Raw genomic sequence first — 16,148 nt, 5'->3', positions numbered from 1 at the left:
GCCGGTCACCCGGGCGGCGGCCGCTCGGCGACGAGGTCCCTCTGGTACCAGGCGACGTCGTGCCAGCGGCCGAGCTTCCAGCCCACCCGGCGGTAGGTGCCCACCGGAGCGAAGCCCAGTGCCCGGTGCAGGCCCTCGCTCGCCTCGTTGGGCAGGGCGATCCCGGCGAGCACGGTGCGGATGCCCCGGTCGGCCAGCCGGTCGAACAGCGCCGAGTAGAGCGCCCGGCCGCCGCCCGCGCGGCGCCGGGAGCCGTCCAGGTACACGCTGACCGTCGCCGACCACCGGTAGGCGGTCCGGCTCATGAACGGGCCCCCGTAGGCGTACCCGGTCACCCCGCCGCCGTCCTCGAGCACCAGCCACGCGTGCTCCCGCTGGGCCGCCGCGATCCGCTGCGCCACCTCTCCGGCGTCCGGCGGTTCCGTCTCGAAGGAGATCGCGGTGTCCCGGACGTAGGGCGCGTAGATCTCGGCGCACCGCGCCGCATCCGCCGGGACGGCGTCGCGCACCACGCCCGGGCCGTTCGTCGTCACCGGACCATGATCGTCGGCGTCCTGCCCGCTCCCGCGGGCACCCCGGTCGGCGGCCCGACGCGGTGCGGCCCGGCACTGGTCCCGGTGCATCCGGTCACAGTCGATCCACAGCCACCCCGCAGCTCGTCGCCGGGTGGGGGGAGGACGGTGCAGAGGCATGGACGACCCGCACGACTGGCTCTTCGACCCGACGGCCGCCCACCGGCTCGTCCTCGCGCGGCGGCCCTCCCCCGGGTCCGGCGTGGTCCCGGACGTGGTGTCGGACGTGGTCTGGTCGGACGTGGTGCGGCTGCTCCGCTGGGCGACCGCCGACGCCGGCGGGCTGGCCGAGGTCGAGTCGGGGCGGTGGTGGCGGCTGGCCGCCGAGTGCGGCGCGCTGCTGCGGCGGCTGCCCGGGCTGGCCGACGAGCTGGCCGAGCCGTGGGCGCTCGACCCGGCCACCTGGGGGGGCGCACCGGCCGACGGGCGGGCGCGGGTGGCCCTAACCGCGGCGCGGCTGACGGCACTGCTGCGCTCCGGGGAGCCGGTGTCGCTCCGCCGCCTCGCCGGCGAGGTCGACGCGCTGGGTTCGGCGGCGATCGCCGCGCTGGTCGAGCAGGCGCCGTGGGCGGCCGCTCCGTGATGCCGGCCCGGCGCACGCTCGACCTCGTGCTGCTGCTGACGCTGGCCGTGGTGGTGCTGCTGACCCTGGCGCCGACCGGGAGCGGCTGGACGTGGGGGGCGCCCCTCGCGGAGCTGCGCTGGTACGCCTCGGGCTGGGACTCGCCGACCGCGATGCTGCAGCTGACCGGCAACCTGGCGCTGCTGGCGCCGTCGGCCGCGCTCGCCGTGGCCCGGTGGCCGGGGCTGGCGGTCCCGCACCGGCTGGCGGCCGCGTCGGTCGGCGGCGCGACCGCGATCGAGCTGATGCAGTGGGCGCTGCCGCTGGGCCGCGTCGTCTCACCGCTGGACGCGCTGCTCAACGCGGCCGGCGCGGTGGCCGGCGGCCTGGTCGCGGCCCGCCTGGCCGCCGGCACCGGGCAGCAGGCCGGGCGGCCGCGGTAGGAGCGCTCCGGCGGGGCCGCGCAGCAGGTGCCACGGGCAGTGTGCCACCGTGTCCGGCTGTGGTGAACGTCCTCTCGATCCAGTCCCACGTCGCCTACGGGCACGTCGGCAACGCCGCCGCCGTCTTCCCGCTCCAGCGCCTCGGCATCGAGGTGTGGCCGGTGCACACCGTCCAGTTCTCCAACCACACCGGGTACGGCGAGTGGACCGGCCGGGTGTTCGACGGGCAGGCCGTGGAGGAGGTCGTGCAGGGCATCGCCGACCGGGGCGTGCTGGGCAGCTGCGACGCGGTGCTCTCCGGGTACCTCGGGTCGGCCGACATCGGGCACGCCGTCGTCGGGACCGTGGCGCGGGTCCGGGCGGCCAGCCCCGGCGCCGTCTACGCCTGCGACCCGGTCATCGGGGACGTCGGCCGCGGCGTCTTCGTGCGCCCCGGCATCGCAGAGTTCATGCGCGACGTCGCCGTGCCGGCGGCCGACGTCGTCACGCCCAACCACTTCGAGCTCGACCTGCTCTCCGGGCGGACGACGCGGACGCTGCCGGAGGTCGAGGAGGCGGTCGCCGCGGTGCAGGCCCTCGGGCCGGGCGTCGTCCTCACCACGTCGCTCATCACCGACGACACCCCGGACGACGCCGTCGACCTGCTGGCCTCCGAGGGCGGCCGGCACTTCCGCGTCCGCACGCCGCGCCTGGGGCTGTCGGTCAACGGCGCGGGGGACGCGATCGCGGCGCTCTTCCTGGCGCACTGGCTCGACACCCGGTCGGCCGACGTCGCACTGGGCCGGGCCGCGGCCTCGGTCTTCGGCCTGCTGCAGCGCACCGAGAACGCCGGCTCGCGGGAGATCCTGCTCGTGGCCGCGCAGGACGAGTTCGTCTCCCCGACGCGGACGTTCACGGTCGAGGAGGTCTGAGCCGACGCCGGGCTCAGCCCAGGGACAGTGCCCGGACCAGCAGCCGACCGGCCGCTCCCCCGGCCTCGGTGGCCACCGCCAGCGCCCGCGGGACGTCGAGGTCGTCGAGCAGCGCGTCGGTGACCTCCTCCTGCGCGGCCTCCGCCACCCCGGGCCGGGCCGCGGCGGCGTACAGATCGTGCAGCTTCCCCGTGGCCGCGCTCAGCAGCTCGGGCCGGAACTCCCAGCCCTCGGCCCAGCGCCGGTCGAGCAGCATCAGCCGCACGGCCGCGGCCGGCGTGGTCTCCAGCAGGTCGGCCACCAGCGTCAGGTTGCCGGTGGACTTCGACATCTTGGCACCGTCCTGCGACACCGCACCGACGTGCATCGCCCGGCGGGCGAACGGGGCGACGGACACGGCCGCCTCCACCATGGCGGCCTGGTATGCGTGGTGCGGGTAGCTCAGGTCAGCACCGCCGACGAGCACGTCCACGGTCGACCCGAGGGTTGCCGCCGCCATCGCGGCACACTCCGCGTGCCAGCCCGGCCGTCCCCAGCCCCAGGGGCTCGGCCACGCGGGGTCGGTCTCCCCCGAGGGACGCCACAGCGGGACGTCGAAGGGGTCCTCGCGCAGCGGGTCGCCGGGCTCGTCGCCGAAGGCGGCGGAGAGCTCCAGCGCGGCGGCGCGGTCCAGCCCGGCCCGGGCGGGCACGTCGGCGCCGCGGAAGAAGACGTGCCCCTCGCGCTCGTAGGCCGCGTCCCTGGCCAGCAGTGCGGCGGTCAGCTGCAGGACGTGGGTGACGTAGTAGCGGGCGCGGGGTTCGAGTGTGGGCCGGTGGACCGCCAGCTCGTCCATGTCCCGCTCGAACAGGTACTCCTGGCTCAGCGCGAACTCGTCGTAGTGCTTGCCGCGGGCCTCCGCGGCACGGGTCAGCACGTCGTCGACATCGGTGACGTTGCGGCTGCTGACCACCTCGACCCCCGCCAGGTCGAGGACGCCGCGCAACGCGTCCGCCCACACGAAGGTCGCCGCGTGCCCGAGATGGGTGACGTCGTAGGGCGTGATCCCGCAGGTGTAGACGCGGGCGGTCCCGAGCATCGGCAGGGACGCGCCGGCCAGCCGCAGGTCCGCGCTCCGGACCGGGCCGGCGGTGGCCACCCGGCCGGCGGCGCCGAGGACTCCGGACGAGGGCGCGGGACGAGGAGCCATCCCTGCATCCTGCCCGTGTCCCCTCCGCCTGCGCCGCCCGGCTCCCTGCGCCCGCCCGGCCCCTCTCTCAGGTCCGGCCCCTGAGCATGAGATTCCAGTACATGGCCGGCAGCCCGTAGCGCTTGACCAGCCACATGTCGTAGCGCTCGTGGGTGGTGTCGATGAACGGGATCGTCGGGTGCGGCTGCAGCGAGTAGTCGAACTCGCAGAGCAGCATCCGGTCGCGCGCGGTGGTGATCGGGCAGGACGCGTAGCCGTCGTACCGGGCCGGCGGCTCCGTCCCGGCCATGGCCGCCAGGAGGTTCGCCACCACGACCGGCGCCTGCTTGCGGATCGCCGCCCCGGTCTTGGAGTTGGGTGAGGAACCGGCGTCACCGAGGGCGAAGACCTCCGGGAAGCGGACGTGCCGCATCGTCTCCTTGTCGATCTCCACGTAGCCGTTCGGGTTGGCCGGGTCGGCCAGCGGCGTGGCCGTGAGCCAGTCCGGGGCCGACTGCGGCGGGACGACGTGCAGGAAGTCGTAGCGAACGGCCTCCTTGGTGCCGTTGGCGTTGTCGGTGACGATCACCGACCGGCCCTCGCCGTCGATCTCGGTGACCTCGCTGTCGAGGTGCACCTCGATGCCGTACCTGGCGACGACGCGGTCGAGCTCGTCGGAGAAGACCTTCACGCCGAACATCGCCGGCGTGGGGAGGACGAGCACGATCCGGATGTCCTTCAGCACCCCCTGCTCGCGCCAGTGGTCGGCCGCCAGGTAGGCGATCTTCTGCGGGGCGCCGGCGCACTTGATCGGGCCTGCCGGCATCGTGAACACCGCCGTGCCGCTGCGCATCGCCCTGATCCGCGACCAGGTCTTGGGCGCCAGGCCGTAGGTGTAGTTGCTGGCTACCTGCGGGGTGTCCAGGGCCTCGGTCATGCCGGGCACGCGGTCCCAGTCCAGCTGGATGCCGGGGGCCACGACCAGGTGGTCGTAGGTCACCCGGCGGCCCGACCGCAGGAACACCCGCCGGTCGACGGGATCGACGTCCTCGGCGGCGTCCTGGATCCAGTCGGTGCCCTTCGGCATGACCGTCGCCTCCGGCCGGGCGCTCTCGGCGATGGGTGCCCGACCGCCGCCGACCAGGGTCCACAACGGTTGGTAGTAGTGCGTGGTCGCCGGCTCGATGATGCCGACGTCCTCCTGCCCGGCCCGCCGCAGGCGGGCGGCGACGCTGATGCCGGCGGTGCCGCCGCCGACGATCAGGACCTCGTGGTGGGCATCGGTGGGTGGCATGGCTCACTCCTTCGAGAGCGCGGAATTCAGGCGGGCAGCCGGTTGGCGAGCGCCCAGGCGGCGAAGCCGCCGAGCAGGTCGGAGACGTCGGTCCAGCCGGCCTTGCGCAGCACGGAGGCGGCCACGCTGGAGCGGTAGCCGCCGGCGCAGTGGACGACGACGGGTCGGTCCCGGGGGATCTCCGCCAGCCGCTTCGGCAGCTGGGCGAGCGGGATGTTGACGGCGCCGGGGATGCTCCCGGTGATCAGCTCACCGGTGTTGCGGACGTCCACGACCGTCGGCGGCACCGGCCGCTCCAGGGCCTCGTCGAGCTCGCTCGCCGTGACGCGGCTGGCACGCACCACGCGTTCCGGTGCGCCGAGGAAGGCGCCCTCGGGCTCGCGCAGGTACCCCGCGACCCGGTCGAAACCGATCCGGGCCAGCCGGACGACGATCTCCTCCTCACGGTCCTGCGGGGCGATGACGACGATCTCCTCGTCGGGCCGCACGACCATGCCGGAGGTCTCGGCGAACCGGCCGTCGGCGGGGACGTTCACCGCGCCGGCCAGGTGCCCGGCGGCGAACTCCTGCGGCTCGCGGGCGTCCAGCACGAACGCCCCCGCCGCCTGCCGCTCGAGCAGCTCGGCCAGGTCCAGGGGCACCGGGGCGGCCGCCGCGTCGAAGACCGGGTGCTGCTGGCGGTTGAGGATCGCGTCGTAGACGAAGTAGTCCGGGGCCGAGGGCTGCCCCTCGGTGACGATGGCGAGGAACTGGTCCTCGGTCATCGGCTGGCAGGCGTAGTTCATCGCTCGCTGCTCGCCGATGGTCGACTGCCGCTCCGTCGAGAGGTTCTTGCCGCACGCCGAGCCCGCACCGTGGGCCGGGAAGACACGGACCTCGTCGGGCAGCGCCATGAGCTTCTGCTGCACCGAGGCGTAGAGCATCCGGCCCAGCTCGTCGGCGGTGACCCCGATGGAGGCGAGCAGGTCGGGCCGGCCGACGTCACCGATGAAGAGCGCGTCGCCGGTCAGGACTCCGTAGGGCACCTCGTCGTCGGCGTGCTCGAAGACCAGCACGGAGATCGACTCCGGGGTGTGCCCGGGGGTCTCCATGATCTGCAGGGTCACGTCGCCGAGGGAGATCCGCTCGCCGTCGGCCAGCCCGCGGATGGGGAAGTCGGCCTCCGCCCGCCGCCCGAAGCCGATCCACGCTCCCGTGGCCGCGGCCAGCTCCAGGTGGCCGGCGAGGAAGTCGGCGTGGAAGTGGGTGTCGATGACGCCGACGATCGTCAGGCCGTGGGCCTCGGCGTCGGCCAGGTACTCGGCGACGTCGCGACGGGGGTCGACCACCACGGCCTGCCGGCTCGTCTCGTCCGCGACGAGGTACGACGCCTGCGACAGGCAGTCGAGGTAGTACTGGGTGAAGAACACTGTGGCGCTCCTTCGGTCCGTCGTCCACCAATAGAGGTGAAAGTACCCCCCGGGGGTATGCGAGCCGCATTGGACGAAGGTCCTCGCCTCGCGCGACGTCCTGCCCTCGGCCGGTGGTTCGGCTCCGGATCCCCGGGCGTCCCCCGGACGCTCCGCCGGCCGGATTACTGTCGAAGGGTGTTTCCCTCCGCGCCCGCCCGGTTCCGTGCCGTCCTGAGCAGGGCCCGATGAGCGCGGTGGACCAGCAGGCACCGTCGGGCGCCACCGCCCGGGACGTCGTCGAGCAGGCCTCCCGGCGGCGCACGTTCGCCGTGATCAGCCACCCCGACGCCGGGAAGTCCACGCTCACCGAGGCACTCGCCCTGCACGCCCGGGTCATCGGCCAGGCCGGCGCGGTGCACGGCAAGGCCGGCCGCCGCGGCACGGTGTCGGACTGGATGGACATGGAGAAGGCCCGCGGCATCTCCATCACCTCGGCCGCGCTGCAGTTCGAGTACGCGGACGCGGTCGTCAACCTGCTCGACACCCCCGGGCACTCGGACTTCTCCGAGGACACCTACCGGGTGCTGACCGCCGTCGACGCCGCGGTGATGCTGATCGACGCGGCCAAGGGCCTCGAGGCGCAGACGATGAAGCTGTTCGCCGTCTGCCGGCACCGCGGCATCCCGGTGATCACCGTGGTCAACAAGTGGGACCGGCCGGGCAAGGACGCGCTCGAGCTGATGGACGAGATCAGCGAGCGGACCGGCCTCACGCCCACTCCCCTGACCTGGCCGGTCGGCATCGCCGGGGACTTCCGCGGCGTGCTCGACCGCCGCGACGGCAGCTACCGCCGCTTCACCCGCACCGCCGGCGGCGCCACCATCGCCCCCGAGGAGACGCTGTCCGCCGAGGCCGCCGCCGACCGGGAGGGCGAGCCGTGGCAGCAGGCCGTCGAGGAGGTGGAGCTGCTCGGCGCCAGTGGGCAGGACCACGAGCAGTCGCTGTTCCTGGACGGCGTGACCACGCCGGTGCTGTTCGCCTCCGCCGTCTCGAACTTCGGCGTCGGCGCACTGCTGGACACCCTCGTCGGGATGGCCCCCGCACCGACCGGCGTGACCACCGCCGACGGCGGGACGCGCGAGGTCACCGACCCGTTCAGCGCCTTCGTGTTCAAGGTGCAGGCCGGCATGGACACCGCGCACCGCGACCGGCTGGCCTTCATCCGCATCTGCTCCGGTGTCTTCGAGCGCGGCATGGTGGTCACCCACGCCCGCACCGGGCGGCCGTTCGCCACCAAGTACGCCCAGCACGTGTTCGGCCGCGAGCGGGAGAGCATCGACACCGCCTACCCCGGCGACGTCGTCGGCCTGGTGAACGCGGCCGCCCTCGGGGTGGGCGACACGCTCTACGCCGAGCGCCCGGTGACCTACCCGCCGCTGACCACGTTCGCCCCCGAGCACTTCGCCGTCTGCCGCGGCCGGGACACCGGCAAGCACAAGCAGTTCCGCCGCGGCATCGAGCAGCTGGACTCCGAGGGCGTCGTCCAGGTGCTGCGCTCGGACCGTCGTGGCGACGGCGCACCGGTGCTGGCCGTCGTCGGGCCGATGCAGTTCGAGGTGGCCACCCACCGCATGGAGAACGAGTTCGGGGCGGCGGTCGACCTCGACCGGTTGCCGTACAGCATCGCGATGCGCACCGACGAGGCCTCGGCGCCCGTGGTCGCGACGGCGCGCAACGCCGAGGTGCTCCAGCGGACCAACGGCGAGTACGTCGCGGTGTTCGGCGACAAGTGGGGCCTGCGGGTGTTCAAGGAGAAGCACCCCGACCTGCTGCTGGAGTCCCTGGTCGCCGCCCAGCTCTAGCGCCGCGAGCATGGATGTGCGCCGGGGCCCGGTTCCGACGTCCGGAACCGGGCGGGAGCGCACACGATCGGGCGCCGCCCCAGGCTCAGCCGATCCCGGCCGCGCGGAGGATCGCCACCACCTCGTCGGCGGTGGCCTGCTGCACCGGGAGGTGCGGCAGCACGCCGGGGACCTCCTCGGCGTCCAGCCCGTGCGCGAGCATCTCCTCGACGAGCCGCTCCGCCGAGTCCGGGCCCACCGGGAGCGGTGCACCCGTCGCCGTCACCGCGGCCTCGGCGAGGAACAGCGAGCCGGCCAGGTCCTCCGGCGGCGGGCCGGGGTCCGGGGGCGCCGCCGCGGCGCGGGTGACCGCCTCGGCCGCCCGCACCAGCGACAGCGGAAGACCCTCGGCCTCGACCTCGATCAGCGGCACGTCGCCCAGGGCGGCCAGCACCAGGTGCTCGGCGTCGATCCGCAGCGGCGCCTCCCACCCGCCAGCGCGCAGGACGTCGCCCAGGTCGGCCTCCTCCTCCCCCACGTCGTCGGCCAGCTCGGCCCAGGCGCCGGGACGGGTGCGCCGCGCCTGCTCGGCCGCCGCCAGGCAGGTCGCCTGCACGAACGGGTGGAGGACGTCGGCGTCGAACCGGTCGGCGGCCACCGTGCCGTGCCGGTCGACGGAGTTCAGCGCGGCCTGGAAGCTGCCCGGCCGGGCATCGCCCAGGTCGAGCCGGCCGTCCTCGTCCCCGCTGAGCGGCAGGCCGTGCGCCGCCCGCTCCCCCACGGTCAGCCCGGTGGCCACGATCCGGCCCCCCGAGCGCACGTGGTGCGGCTGGTCGGACATGCCCACGGCCCAGGCGCAGGTCTCGGCGATGAGGTCGGGGGCCCGCCCGCGGAGCACCTCTCGGGTCAGCAGGCCCATCCAGTCGACGTCGAACACCCCTCCACTGTCCCAGCGCGACCGGTCAGGTGGTGGGCTCGGCGAGCGGCAGCAGCACCTGGAAGCGGGTGTCCCCGGGCGACGAGCTGACCCGGATGTCGCCACCGTGGCGCTTGACGACGATCCGCCACGAGACGTCCAGCCCCAGTCCGGTGCCCTGCCCGACCGGCTTGGTGGTGAAGAACGGCTCGAACAGCCGCGGGCGCAGTTCGGCCGGGATCCCGGGGCCGCTGTCGCGGACCTCCACCAGCGCGCAGGCCCCGTCCCGGCCGGTGCGGAGGGTCAGGGTCCCCTCGCCGGCCATGGCGTCCAGGGCGTTGACGATCAGGTTGGTCCACACCTGGTTCAGCTCACCGGCGTACGCGGGCACCTGCGGCAGGCCGCGGTCGTAGTCCTTCACCACGGTGATCCCCGGCCCGATCTTGCCGCCGAGCATCACCAGGGTGGCGTCCAGCCCGGCGTGCACGTCGGTGGGCTGGTGCGGCGTCCGGTCCATCTGGGAGTACTGCTTGGCCGCGTCCACGAGGTCCGAGATCCGGCGTGTGCTGTCGGTGATCTCCAGCAGCAGCGTCTCCGTCTCGACGGTGTAGGCCAGCCAGCGCAGGGCGGGTTCCAGGAAGGTCGGCGCGACGGCGTCGGTGACCTGGTCGAGGTCCTCGGGGGTCAGCCCTGCGGCGACGAAGACCCCGGCCAGGTCCCAGGGCTGGGACACCTCGTGCTCGCCGAGCCAGTCGCCCAGCCGGTCCTCCAGGTCCGAGCGTTCCAGGGTGGGCAGCTCCCGGGCGCTGCCGATGCGGGCGACGAACTCCTCCTGCAGCCCGGTCAGCGACCGGAGCACCTCGCCGTCGATCTTCCCCTCGGACAGCAGCGCCAGCTTGTGCCGCATGCCGGCGAAGCGGTCGCGCAGCGCATCGGCCGCACGGGACGCCGCCGCCGCGGGGTTGTTCAGCTCGTGGGTGAGCCCAGCGGTCAGCTTCCCCATCGCCAGCAGCCGCTCCCGCTGGCCGACCAGCTCGGCGGAGTTCCGCTGCCCGACGAAGATGCCCTCCAGCAGGTGCACCGCCATCGGGTACCACTGCCGGAAGACGGCGGCGAACGGCCCGGCCGGCAGCGCCAGGAAGCTGCAGTCGGTGACCGCGCGGACGGTCGCGGGGTACCGCTGCTCGAGCCGGTCGCCGAAGTAGAACTGCACGGCGCCCGAGTACACGCCGCGGTGCGACGTCCGCACGGTCTCGACCTCGCTGCCCCCGACGAGCCGGACCATGGTCATGGTCCCCTCGAGCAGCACGAAGAAGCACTCCGCCGGCTCGCCCTCGACCGACACGTCCGTGCCTGCGGGGCAGTCGACGACGTCGCCGTTGGCCGACACCCAGGCCAGCTGGTCGTCGTCGAGGTCCTCGAAGAGGAAGAGCCCGCGCAGCTCGTCGGGGACAAGCCGGCGCTCGGTCGTGGTCACCGCTCCCCCAGGTACCGGTGCACGAGGGTGACCGCCATCGCGCCCTCGCCGACCGCCGACGCCACCCGCTTCACCGACTCCGCCCGCACGTCCCCGGCCACGAAGACGCCGGGCAGGCTCGACTCCAGGAAGTACGGGTCGCGGTCGAGCGCCCAGCCGTGCGGGCGGCGCCCGTTCCCGAGCAGCCCCGGGCCGGTCGGGATGAACCCGCGGTCGTCGCGCACGACCACCCCGTCGAGCCAGGACGTCCGCGGCTCCCCGCCGATGAAGACGAACAGGTGCCCGGCCGGGACGGTGCTCCGCTCCCCGCTGCGCGCGTCCAGCAGGGTGACCTGCTCCAGGTGGTCGCTGCCGTGCGTCTCGGCGACGGTGGTGCAGGTGTGCACGTGCACGTTGCCGATCGCCGCCAGCTGCTCGATCAGGTAGTGCGACATCGAGGCCTCGAGCGCCGGACCGCGGCACAGCAGGTGCACCGACTCGGCGTACCGGGCGAAGAAGACGGCTGCCTGCCCCGCCGAGTTGGCGCCGCCGACGATGATCACCTTCTGGTCCTTGCAGGCCGCCGCCTCGGTCATCGCCGAGCCGTAGTAGACGCCCCGGCCGGTCAGCCCGTCGGCCCCGGGGACGCCGAGGCTGCGGTAGGACACCCCGGTGGCGAGGACGACGGCGTGCGCGCCGATGGTGCCGCCGTCGGCGAACCGCAGCACCCGCTTGGAGCCGTGCGCCTCCAGGGCGACGCAATCGCGGGTGAGCAGCAGCTCGGCGCCGAACTTCCGGGCCTGGCGGCGCGCCCGGTCGGCGAGCTGGCTGCCCGAGACGCCGTTGGGGAAGCCGAGGTAGTTCTCGATCCGGCTGCTCTGCCCGGCCTGCCCGCCGGTCGCCTCCCGCTCGACGAGGACCGTCCGCAGCCCCTCGGAGGCGCCGTAGACGGCCGCGCCGAGCCCGGCCGGTCCGCCGCCGACGACGACGAGGTCGTAGAAGTCCGACTCCGCCTCGACGCTCAGTCCCACCACGGCGGCCAGCTCGCTCTCGGTGGGCGCCTTCAGCACCACGCCCTCGGGGGTGACGATCAGCGGGACGTCGTCGGCGGTGGCCTCCGCCGCCTCGAGCATCCGCCGCCCCTCCGCCTCCTCCGCGCTGTACCAGCGGTACGGGACGGCGTTGCGGGCGAGCAGGTCCCGCGCCCGGAAGGACGGCGCCGACCAGCGGTGGCCGACCAGCTTGACGTCCTCGACCACCGCGTCGGGGCTCTCCCGCCACGCCTCGATCATCTGGTCCACGACCGGGTAGAGCTTCTCCTCCGGCGGGTCCCAGGGCTTGAGCAGGTAGGCGTCGACGTCCACGACGTTGATCGCCGCGATCGCGGCGTCGGTGTCGGCGTAGGCGGTGAGCAGCGCCCGGCGGGCCCGCGGGAACAGGTCCATCGCCTTCTCGAGGAACTCGATGCCGTTCATCTCCGGCATCCGGTAGTCGGCGAGCACGGCCACCACCGCGTCCCCGCGCAGCTTCAGCTCCCGGAGGGCGTCGAGCGCCTCGGGGCCCGACGACGCCCGCAGCACGCGGTACTCCTCGCCGTACCTGCGGCGGAGGTCACGCGCGACCGCACGGGAGACCCCCGGGTCGTCGTCCACGCTGAGGAGGACCGGTCTGCCCATGCGGCGACTCCGTGGTCGTGGCCCTCCTGCGGAGTCCCGCCGCCGGCCGGCGGGGGCGGAGGGTCCGCGCGCCACGCTAGTCCCGCGCCGACCTGGGGTGCACCCCGCTAGACGTCGCGGTCGCGGACGACGTGCACGGCCGCCTCCTCCGCCGACGCCGCTGCGCCGTCGATGCCCTCGTCCCGGGCCCACAGCTCGTCGTCGGTGTCGACGGTCCCGCCGTCGTCGGCGTCGACCAGCCGGCCGGCCCGCGCATCCCCCACCTCGTCGTCGATCAGCTCGCCGTCGGTGTCGGAGGAGTCGCCCAGCCCGTCCCCGTCCCCGTCCGCGTCGGTCCCGTCGGGCAGCTCGCGGGCCAGCCGGCCGGCCAGGCTCTCCCCGGCGGACTCCTCGGCCTCCGTCGTCCCCCAGTCGTCGACGGCCCACGGTCGCTCCGGCGGGGACCAACCGGTGTCGAGGACGTCGCGCACCCCGCGGACGTCGTCCAGGGTGTCCGACGCCTCGAGCAGCCCGGAGGCTTCCTCGGGGTCGGTGCCGTCCGTACCGTAGATCCCGGGTTCCACTCTGGACGTCCTTCCGACGGGAGCGTGCGGATGACCGGTCCGGCGATCGATGCCACGGCGCCACCGTCGGGTCCCGGCTGCGCCGACTGCGAGGCGACCGGCAGCTGGTGGTTCCACCTGCGCCGCTGCGCCCGGTGCGGCCACGTCGGCTGCTGCGACTCCTCGCCGAACCAGCACGCCCGCACCCACGCCGCGGACGCCGGTCATCCGGTGGTACGCAGCTTCGAGCCGGGTGAGGCCTGGTTCTGGGACTTCTCCGCCGAACGGCCGGTCACCGGGCCGGAGCTGACCCCGCCGCAGCACCGGCCCCTCGACCAGCCCGTCCCCGGACCCCGCGGCCGGGTGCCCGCCGACTGGCGGTCGCAGCTGCACTGAAGGCGGCACCCGGCCGAGTCTGGCCGGGTGGGCGCGCGAGCACCAGAGCCGCGCGCCCGGCGGCCCTCACTCGGAGGCGGCCCCCGCGGTGTCGCCGTCCCCCTGCGCGCTGCTCGGCGGGCCGACCCACACCGTCTTGGCGTTCATGAACTCCCGCATGCCCAGCTCGGTCAGCTCCCGGCCGTAGCCGCTCTGCTTCACGCCGCCGAAGGGCAGCTCGGGATAGCTGGTGACCATCCCGTTGATGAAGGCCATGCCGGAGGCGACGTCCCGGACGAACTGCGCGCGCTCCCCCTCGTCCTCGCTCCACAGGTTGGCCCCGAGGCCGTAGGGATGGCTGTTGGCGATCTCGATCGCCTCACCGAGCGAGTCGACGGTGAACAGCGCGGCCACCGGGCCGAAGACCTCCTCGGCGTAGAGGTCCATCTCCGGGGTGATCCCGGTGAGCAGCGTCGGCTCGTAGAACCAGCCGGGCCGGTCGACGCGCGAGCCGCCGACCAGCACCGTCGCGCCCTTCCGCACCGCGTCGTCGACGTAGCCGGCCACGTCGTCGCGACCGGACTCGGTCGCCAGCGGCCCGATCTGGGTGTCGGCGTCCATCGGGTCCCCCACGGTCAGGGCCCCGATCTTCTCGGCGAACAGCCGGGTGAACTCCTCGGCCACGTCGCGGTGCACGAAGAAGCGCTTGGCGGCGATGCAGCTCTGCCCGTTGTTCTGGTTGCGGGCGGTGACGGCGACCTCGGCGGCCTTCTCCAGGTCCGCCGACGGCATCACGATGAAGGGGTCGCTGCCGCCTAGCTCCAGCACCGTCTTCTTCAGCGCGTCCCCGGCGATGGAGGCGACCGACTGCCCGGCGGGTGCGCTGCCGGTGAGCGTCGCGGCGGCCACCCGGTCGTCGCGCAGCACCCGCTCGATCGTCGAGGACCCGATCAGCAGGGTCTGGAAGACGTCGTCGGGGAAGCCGGCCTTGCGGAACAGCTCCTCCAGGTACAGCGCGGTCTGCGGCACGTTGCTCGCGTGCTTGAGCAGGCCGACGTTGCCGGCCATCAGGGCGGGGGCGGCGAACCGCATCGCCTGCCAGAGCGGGAAGTTCCACGGCATGACCGCCAGGACCACCCCGATCGGCTGGTGCACGACGTAGGCGTCGGTGGCGCCGACCGCCTCGGCGTCGCAGGGCTGCGGCTCGAGCAGCGCGGGACCGTGCTCGGCGTACCAGCGCAGCGCCTTGGCGCACTTGCCCACCTCGGCCTTCGCCGCGGCGAGCGTCTTGCCCATCTCGGTGGTCATCAGCTCGGCGACGGCATCGCGGTCGGTGTCCAGCACGTCCGCGGCCGCCCGCAGCCAGCCCGCACGCTGGTCCGGGGACGTCCTCCGGTAGGCCTCCCAGGCGGCCGCGGCGCGGGCGATCCGCTGCTCCAGCGCCTCGTCGGTGAGCGGCTCGTAGGTCTTCAGCGTCTCGCCGGTGGCGGGGTTGATGGTGGCGATGGCCATGGGTGCTCTCCCGTCGGTGGTGCTCGCTGCTCCCCTCCCCGTCCCCCGCCCGCTCCGCCGTCAAACGACGGAGCGGGCCCGCACGGGAGCCACCGCGGCGCCGATCGCCTACCGTGGAGCGGCAGCACCCGCGTCGGGTGGCAACGCGAGTTCTCGGGGTGGGCAGTGACGGGGTCGTCGGTGGTCGACTGGGCAGGCCTGCCCTCCGACCGCTACCTGCACGACGCGCTGATCCACGACGGTCCCGACGAGCTCGCCGCCACCGCCGTCCCCTTCCTGCTCGAGGGCCTGGCCGCCGGGGAGGCGGCCGTCGTGGTCACCCGTGACGAGACCGCGACGGTCCTGCGGGACGCCCTCGGCAGCGACCCCCGGGTGCACGTCCTCGACCGCGACGACGTGTACCGGGCCCGCACCCCCACGGCCATCACGGCCTTCCGGCGGCTGGCCGAGCAGCGCGCCGCCGAAGGGGTGAGCCGGGTCCGCGTCGTCGGCGAGGTCGACTTCGGCGAGACCGAGCGCGACTGGCTGGAGTGGCAGCGCTACGAGTCGGTGATCAACGTGGCGCTCGGCGAGTGGCCGCTGTGGGGCCTGTGCGTGTTCGACGCACAGCGGCTGCCCGACCCCCTCCTGGAGACGGCCCGTCGGACGCACTCCTGCCTGACCGGGCCCGGCGGACGCCGCCCCAACCCGGAGTTCGTCGCCCCGGCGGACTACCTCCGCTCCCTGCCCGTGCCGGCCGAGCCCCTGGAGGAGACGCCGCCCCGCCTGTGGGCCCGGGACGTCGGCGACTTCGTCGGCCTGCGGCACGCCGTCGCCGCCGAGCTGTCGACCGTGGTCGCGTCCTCCGACACGGTCGAGGACTACCTGCTCGCCGTCGACGAGATGACCTCCAACGCCGTCCGGCACGGCGGGCCGCCGGTGAGCCTGCGGCTGTGGGTGGGTGCCGACCGCGTCGTCTGCACGATCGACGACCGGGGCCCCGGCTTCGACGACCCGTTCGCCGGCTACGGCCCGGCGCACGGGGAGGACCTGTCGCGCGGCGGCATGGGGCTGTGGCTGGCCCGCCAGCTGTGCGACCACGTCGACATCTCCGGGGACGACGGGGGCGCGCGCGTGCGGCTCACCGTCCGCCTGGGCTGATATGTAGTCCCTCGCTGTCAAGAGGGCAGGGCGAGGCGCCGCCGGGGCTGGGTGCTCTGGCGGCGCCTCGCTTTTGTGCTGGCTCGGATCGGCGGTGCGACGGGGTGAGCGTGTCGGTGCGACGCGCGGTCGATGCTGATATTCGCGGGTTGGTTCCGCAGGACGGCGTTCGGCGGGGGCGCTTCGGCGTGTCTGAGGTCGAGCGTCACGCTCGTCGAACCGTACTGGTGGGTCGGCGTCGTGGCTCACAGCCCAATCGCCGGTTCGGCCCCTCGCGCTGCTGCCCGTCGGTGCCCGATACGAGCCAGGTCTGTGATGGGTCGGCTTGCTCCTGCTCCTGCTCCGTTGC

Annotated in this window: 15 protein-coding genes; 6 read left to right on the top strand and 9 right to left on the bottom strand. The window is 74.1% G+C overall.

All coding sequences use genetic code 11. The features are described from left to right. Window positions 1–5: 5 nt before the first annotated feature. Window positions 6–533 (bottom strand): GNAT family N-acetyltransferase, encoded by a 528-nt coding sequence (locus tag BM142_RS22755; RefSeq protein WP_254791181.1) that lies wholly within the window; start codon window positions 531–533, stop codon window positions 6–8. A 157-nt stretch (window positions 534–690) separates the two neighbouring features. On the opposite strand from BM142_RS22755, the gene BM142_RS22750 reads away from it, so the two are divergent. The 3 genes from BM142_RS22750 to pdxY are packed head-to-tail and all read left to right on the top strand — an operon-like array spanning window position 691 to window position 2,488. After that, entirely contained in the window at window positions 691–1,155 is a 465-nt protein-coding gene (locus BM142_RS22750) for a hypothetical protein (RefSeq protein WP_092203593.1), read from the top strand. Continuing rightward, entirely contained in the window at window positions 1,137–1,577 is a 441-nt protein-coding gene (locus BM142_RS22745) for a VanZ family protein (RefSeq protein ID WP_254791180.1), read from the top strand. The genes BM142_RS22750 and BM142_RS22745 overlap by 19 nt, the downstream gene beginning before the upstream one ends. 59 nt (window positions 1,578–1,636) lie before the next feature. Next, window positions 1,637–2,488 carry a pyridoxal kinase PdxY gene (gene pdxY / locus BM142_RS22740; RefSeq protein WP_217640849.1) on the top strand — a complete coding sequence of 284 codons (852 nt, stop codon included), beginning with the start codon at window positions 1,637–1,639 and terminating at the stop codon, window positions 2,486–2,488. A gap of 13 nt (window positions 2,489–2,501) precedes the next feature. Here pdxY and BM142_RS22735 read toward each other — a convergent pair whose 3' ends face one another. The 3 genes from BM142_RS22735 to BM142_RS22725 all read right to left on the bottom strand — a co-directional run bounded on the left by BM142_RS22735 (window position 2,502) and on the right by BM142_RS22725 (window position 6,359). Continuing rightward, the gene (locus tag BM142_RS22735) at window positions 2,502–3,677 is read right to left on the bottom strand and encodes a cysteine--tRNA ligase (RefSeq protein WP_092203591.1); all 1,176 of its coding nucleotides are present in this window, start codon (window positions 3,675–3,677) and stop codon (window positions 2,502–2,504) included. A 67-nt stretch (window positions 3,678–3,744) separates the two neighbouring features. Next, window positions 3,745–4,950 carry an NAD(P)/FAD-dependent oxidoreductase gene (locus BM142_RS22730; protein WP_092203589.1) on the bottom strand — a complete coding sequence of 402 codons (1,206 nt, stop codon included), beginning with the start codon at window positions 4,948–4,950 and terminating at the stop codon, window positions 3,745–3,747. A gap of 26 nt (window positions 4,951–4,976) precedes the next feature. Further along, on the bottom strand, window positions 4,977–6,359 hold the full coding sequence (locus BM142_RS22725) for an MBL fold metallo-hydrolase (protein WP_092203587.1): 1,383 nt from the start codon (window positions 6,357–6,359) through the stop codon (window positions 4,977–4,979). Between the two features lie 227 nt (window positions 6,360–6,586). On the opposite strand from BM142_RS22725, the gene BM142_RS22720 reads away from it, so the two are divergent. After that, window positions 6,587–8,203, top strand: a complete 1,617-nt coding sequence (locus BM142_RS22720) for a peptide chain release factor 3 (RefSeq protein ID WP_092203585.1) — start codon at window positions 6,587–6,589, stop codon at window positions 8,201–8,203. Between the two features lie 85 nt (window positions 8,204–8,288). On the opposite strand, the gene BM142_RS22715 is transcribed toward BM142_RS22720, so the two are convergent. From BM142_RS22715 to BM142_RS22700, 4 genes are all read right to left on the bottom strand, one after another. Then, window positions 8,289–9,119 (bottom strand): hypothetical protein, encoded by an 831-nt coding sequence (locus BM142_RS22715; protein ID WP_092203583.1) that lies wholly within the window; start codon window positions 9,117–9,119, stop codon window positions 8,289–8,291. A 25-nt stretch (window positions 9,120–9,144) separates the two neighbouring features. Further along, window positions 9,145–10,575, bottom strand: coding sequence for an ATP-binding protein (locus BM142_RS22710; protein ID WP_092203581.1), 1,431 nt, complete (start codon window positions 10,573–10,575; stop codon window positions 9,145–9,147). Next, the gene (locus tag BM142_RS22705; RefSeq protein ID WP_092203579.1) at window positions 10,572–12,230 is read right to left on the bottom strand and encodes an NAD(P)/FAD-dependent oxidoreductase; all 1,659 of its coding nucleotides are present in this window, start codon (window positions 12,228–12,230) and stop codon (window positions 10,572–10,574) included. Before BM142_RS22705 ends, BM142_RS22710 begins: the two co-directional genes overlap by 4 nt. Before the next feature lie 107 nt (window positions 12,231–12,337). Further along, the gene (locus BM142_RS22700) at window positions 12,338–12,793 is read right to left on the bottom strand and encodes a DUF5709 domain-containing protein (protein ID WP_092203576.1); all 456 of its coding nucleotides are present in this window, start codon (window positions 12,791–12,793) and stop codon (window positions 12,338–12,340) included. Between the two features lie 30 nt (window positions 12,794–12,823). Between BM142_RS22700 and BM142_RS22695 the strand changes: the two genes are divergently transcribed. Further along, on the top strand, window positions 12,824–13,168 hold the full coding sequence (locus tag BM142_RS22695; RefSeq protein ID WP_092203649.1) for a UBP-type zinc finger domain-containing protein: 345 nt from the start codon (window positions 12,824–12,826) through the stop codon (window positions 13,166–13,168). A 66-nt stretch (window positions 13,169–13,234) separates the two neighbouring features. Here the strand turns inward: BM142_RS22695 and BM142_RS22690 are convergent, their stop codons facing one another. Continuing rightward, a complete protein-coding gene (locus BM142_RS22690; protein ID WP_092203574.1) occupies window positions 13,235–14,659 on the bottom strand; it encodes an NADP-dependent succinic semialdehyde dehydrogenase in 1,425 nt (474 codons plus the stop codon). Between the two features lie 180 nt (window positions 14,660–14,839). Between BM142_RS22690 and BM142_RS22685 the strand changes: the two genes are divergently transcribed. After that, a complete protein-coding gene (locus BM142_RS22685; protein WP_254791179.1) occupies window positions 14,840–15,799 on the top strand; it encodes a sensor histidine kinase in 960 nt (319 codons plus the stop codon). Window positions 15,800–16,148: the final 349 nt, after the last annotated feature.

This window comes from Blastococcus tunisiensis (genome assembly GCF_900112815.1).
Taxonomy (GTDB): domain Bacteria; phylum Actinomycetota; class Actinomycetes; order Mycobacteriales; family Geodermatophilaceae; genus Blastococcus_B; species Blastococcus_B tunisiensis.
Note: the sequence above shows the minus strand (reverse complement) of the source record. Positions and strands in the feature narration are given on the sequence as shown.